Below are 3,680 nucleotides of genomic sequence, written 5' to 3' on the forward strand. Positions count from 1 at the left end.
GCCTTCAGACGCTTGGCGTCGGAGACGTCCATGCCGCCGTACTTCGACTTCCACGAATAGAACGTCGCCGACGACATGCCGTGCTTGCGGCAGAGAACGGCCACGCTGGCGCCAGCCTCCTGCGCCCGGAGGATGCCGACGATCTGTTCCCCGGTGAACCTGCTGCGTTTCATTCCGGTCCCTTCCCGATGGTCGGGATCCCAGCACGCCGTGCAGGAGAAGCAAGGGGGCAGGTCAGGGCCGGCTTGCGCCCCAAGCGAGTCCCGCGCCGACGTCTCCGGCGAGGGCCTCTGTGGTGCGGGCGGCGGGAGTCGAACCCGCACGGCGCAAGCCTCCGGATTTTAAGTCCGGTGTGTCTACCAGTTCCACCACGCCCGCCTAGGCCCGTTCAAACCGCGACGGGCCGCGATTTCAAGCCCCTTGCGCCGCCTCCGGGGGCGTCTCGACCACCGCCCCGGGGCGAAGCCGCTCCAGAAGGGCGCGCAGGGCGGCGGCGGCCTCGGCGAGACGCGCGGCGTCCGGGCTGCGGGCGACCAGCGTCACCCCCTGCCCCCCGCGATAGAACGGATAGCTGCCGAAGCTCACATCCGGCATGGCGGCGGCGCATGCGCCGAGTTCCTCGGCGATCTCGCCTTCGGCGATGGGCGCGCGCAGACTCCAGGCCAAGAGCGGCGCGCCGCCCTTCAGCGTCGGCAGAACGCCCTGCAACATCGCCGCGAAGATCGCGGGCACCCCCGCCATCACATGCACGTTGCCGAGCGTGAAGCCCGGCGCCTGGCTGACCGGATTGAGGATCAGCGTCGCGCCCTCGGGGATCCGCGCCATGCGAAGGCGGGCGGCGTTGAGGTCCTCGGGGCGGTCGTAATAGGCGGCGAGGATCGCGCGCGCGTCCTCGCGCACGCCGATGCTCACGCCAAACGCCGCCGCCACGGCGTCGGCGGTGATGTCGTCATGCGTCGGGCCGATCCCGCCCGAGGTGAAGACATGGTCGTAAGCCCCTCGCAGCGCGTTGAGATGGCGGATGATCTCCGGCTGCTCGTCGGGACAGATGCGGACTTCGCGCAAGCCGATCCCGATGCCGGTGAGCGCTGCGGCCAGCACCTGGACGTTGGCGTCGCGGGTGCGGCCCGACAGCACCTCGTCGCCGATGGCGAGCATCGCGGCGGTCGGATTGACGGCTGCGGGATTGGTCATGCGGCGTCTCCTGACGGCTCGGGATAGCGGATCGCGGCGAGATAGAGCCCGTCGGGCGGGGCGACCGGACCGCAGGCGGCGCGGTCGCGCGCGGCGAGCGCCTCGCCCGCCCGTTCCGGCGGCCAGCGCCCGAGCCCGACCTGCGCCAGCGTGCCGACGAGGCTGCGCACCTGATTGTGCAGGAAGGAGCGCGCGCGGGCGGAGATGCGCAGCTCAGGCCCCCACTCCCCTTCCGCTTCCGCGACGTCGAGCGCGTCGAGCGTCTTGACCGGCGAGAGCGCCTGGCACTGCGCGGCGCGGAAGGTGGTGAAGTCGTGGCGCCCGATCAGCGGCGCCGCGGCCTCCCGCATCGAATCGGGGTCCAGCTCGCCCGCCACGCGCCAGACGAGCCCCCGCCCGAGCGTCGCGGGCGCGCGGCGGGGGAGGATGCGGTAGAGATAGCGCCGCTCGACGGCGTCGAAACGGGCGTGGAAGTCGGGCGCGACGAGTTCGGCGGCGAGGACCGCGACCGGGTCGGGCGCGAGATGGTGGTTCAGCGCAGCGCAGAGGCGGAACGGGTCCCACTCCGCCGACAGATCGGCATGGGCGACCTGCGCCAGCGCGTGGACCCCCGCATCGGTGCGCCCGGCCCCGAAGGCCGCCGGGCGGGCGGGGTCGATGGCGGCCAGCGCGCGTTCGAGCGCCGTCTGCACTGACGCGCCCGCCGCCTGGCGCTGCCAGCCGACGAAAGGGCCGCCATGATATTCGAGAGTCAGCTTGACGCGGGGCATGGACGGGTCCTAGCGCGCGCCCCCGGCTTGCGCCAGAGCCGCGCCGTCCGCGAAGCGCCGTCGCGTCTCCGTCGCATTTGCGCGCCGCCGACGCTTGGCGCCGCCCCTAGGGTCGGCTACATCGCGAGCGAGGCGCGGGCGTGGTGGAACTGGCAGACACGCGAGATTTAGGTTCTCGTGCCGCAAGGCGTGGGGGTTCAAGTCCCTCCGCCCGCACCAGCGGCGCGAGCGAGAGATGAAGACCGGTTGGAGGTCGAGATGCAGGTGACGGAAACGAAGGCCGAAGGCCTCAAGCGCGAGTATTCGGTCAAGGTTCCGGCCTCCACGCTCGACGCGAAGCTCGCCGAGAAGCTCGAGGCGGTGCGCGCCGATTTCCAGATGAAGGGGTTCCGCAAGGGCAAGGCCCCCGCCCCGCTGCTCAAGAAGATGTTCGGCAAGTCGATGCTGGGCGAGGCGCTGCAGGAGACCGTCGACGACGCGCTGCGCAACCATTTCGAGACCACCGGCGACCAGCCGGCGCAGCAGCCCGCCATCCGCATCGCCAACGAGAATTTCAAGGAGGGCGACGATCTCGACATCGAGATCGCCTATGAGCGCCTGCCGGAAATCCCCGAGATCGACTTCAAGACGGTGTCGCTGGAGCGTCTCGTCGCCGAGGTCGAGGAGGACGCCGTCGCCGAGGCGCTCGACAATCTGGCCGACACCGCCAAGAGTTTCGACGCCAAGGAAGGCGCGGCGGAACTCGGCGATCAGGTCGTGATCGACTTCAAGGGGTCGATCGACGGCGAGGAGTTCGAGGGCGGCGCGGCGGAGGACTATCCGCTGGTGCTCGGCTCCAACTCCTTCATCCCCGGCTTCGAGGAGAAGCTCGTCGGGGTCTCCGCGGGCGACGCCTGCGACGTCGAGGTGAGCTTTCCGGAGGAGTACGGCGCCGCGCATCTGGCGGGCAAGGCGGCGGTATTCGCCTGCACGGTGAAGGAGGTCCGCGCGCCGGCCAAGGCCGCGATCGACGACGCGCTGGCGCAGCGCTTCGGCATGGACAGCCTCGACGCGCTCAAGGCGCAGGTGCGCGAGCGGCTGGCCGAGGAATACAAGGGCGCGGGCCGCGCGCTGCTCAAGCGCAAGCTGCTCGACGCGCTCGACGAGAAGATCGTCTTCGATCTGCCCGACGCGCTGGTGAACGCCGAGGCGAACCAGATCGCGCACCAGCTCTGGCATGAAGCCAACCCGGAGGTGCACGGCCACGATCATCCGGAGATCGCGCCGGACGACGAGCATCTGAAGCTCGCACGTCGCCGCGTCGGCCTCGGACTGCTGCTCGCCGATATCGGCAAGAAGGCGGAAATCCGCATCACCGAGGCCGAGATGGGCCAGGCGATCATGCGGCAGGCGCGCCAGTATCCGGGGCAGGAGAAGGCCTTCTTCGACTTCGTGCGCCAGAACGAAGCTGCGCTTCAGCAGATTCGCGCGCCGCTGTTCGAGGACAAGGTCGTCGACTACATCCTCGAACTGGCCGACGTCACGGAAAAGACCGTGACCAAGGACGCGTTGCAGCAGGCGCTCGACGCGCTCGACGAGGACTGACGCCGCACCCCCCGATTGCGTCCGAAGCAGGGCGAACGCCCTGCGTGCGGCGGTTCGGCGCCGCGACGAAAGGACCGTCGCCCTGTCAAGCGGGACATGCCATAAAGTCCAGCGACGTCGAGGGAGATTGGG

General features: G+C 70.1%; 4 protein-coding genes and 2 tRNA genes. 2 read left to right on the forward strand and 4 right to left on the reverse strand.

Annotated features, from left to right (window positions below; translation table 11 throughout):
- The 4 genes from V7Q31_RS08490 to truA form a co-directional block, all read right to left on the reverse strand.
- Nucleotides 1-173, reverse strand: a 173-nt coding sequence (locus tag V7Q31_RS08490) for a transposase (RefSeq protein WP_333833296.1), incomplete at its 3' end; no start/stop codon positions are given.
- Between the two features lie 120 nt (nucleotides 174-293).
- Nucleotides 294-378: transfer RNA gene (locus V7Q31_RS08495), tRNA-Leu, on the reverse strand.
- 33 nt (nucleotides 379-411) lie between these two features.
- Nucleotides 412-1,194, reverse strand: a complete 783-nt coding sequence (locus tag V7Q31_RS08500; protein ID WP_333833266.1) for a competence/damage-inducible protein A — start codon at nucleotides 1,192-1,194, stop codon at nucleotides 412-414.
- Nucleotides 1,191-1,964: a tRNA pseudouridine(38-40) synthase TruA gene (gene truA, locus V7Q31_RS08505; protein WP_333833267.1), complete on the reverse strand. Its 774-nt coding sequence runs from the start codon at nucleotides 1,962-1,964 to the stop codon at nucleotides 1,191-1,193. Before truA ends, V7Q31_RS08500 begins: the two co-directional genes overlap by 4 nt.
- Before the next feature lie 134 nt (nucleotides 1,965-2,098).
- On the opposite strand from truA, the gene V7Q31_RS08510 reads away from it, so the two are divergent.
- A tRNA-Leu gene (locus V7Q31_RS08510) sits at nucleotides 2,099-2,183 on the forward strand.
- Nucleotides 2,184-2,222: 39 nt separating this feature from the next.
- The gene (gene tig / locus V7Q31_RS08515) at nucleotides 2,223-3,548 is read left to right on the forward strand and encodes a trigger factor (RefSeq protein WP_333833268.1); all 1,326 of its coding nucleotides are present in this window, start codon (nucleotides 2,223-2,225) and stop codon (nucleotides 3,546-3,548) included.
- The last annotated feature ends 132 nt before the right edge of the window (nucleotides 3,549-3,680 follow it).

This window comes from Rubrimonas sp. (genome assembly GCF_036788415.1).
GTDB lineage: Bacteria > Pseudomonadota > Alphaproteobacteria > Rhodobacterales > Rhodobacteraceae > Rubrimonas.

Excerpts from the sequence above, each read along its gene's own strand:
- V7Q31_RS08500 (WP_333833266.1), bottom strand. The coding sequence starts at position 1,194 with ATGACCAATCCCGCAGCCGTCAATCCGACCGCCGCGATGCTCGCCATC.
- truA (WP_333833267.1), bottom strand. The coding sequence starts at position 1,964 with ATGCCCCGCGTCAAGCTGACTCTCGAATATCATGGCGGCCCTTTCGTC.
- tig (WP_333833268.1), top strand. The coding sequence starts at position 2,223 with ATGCAGGTGACGGAAACGAAGGCCGAAGGCCTCAAGCGCGAGTATTCG.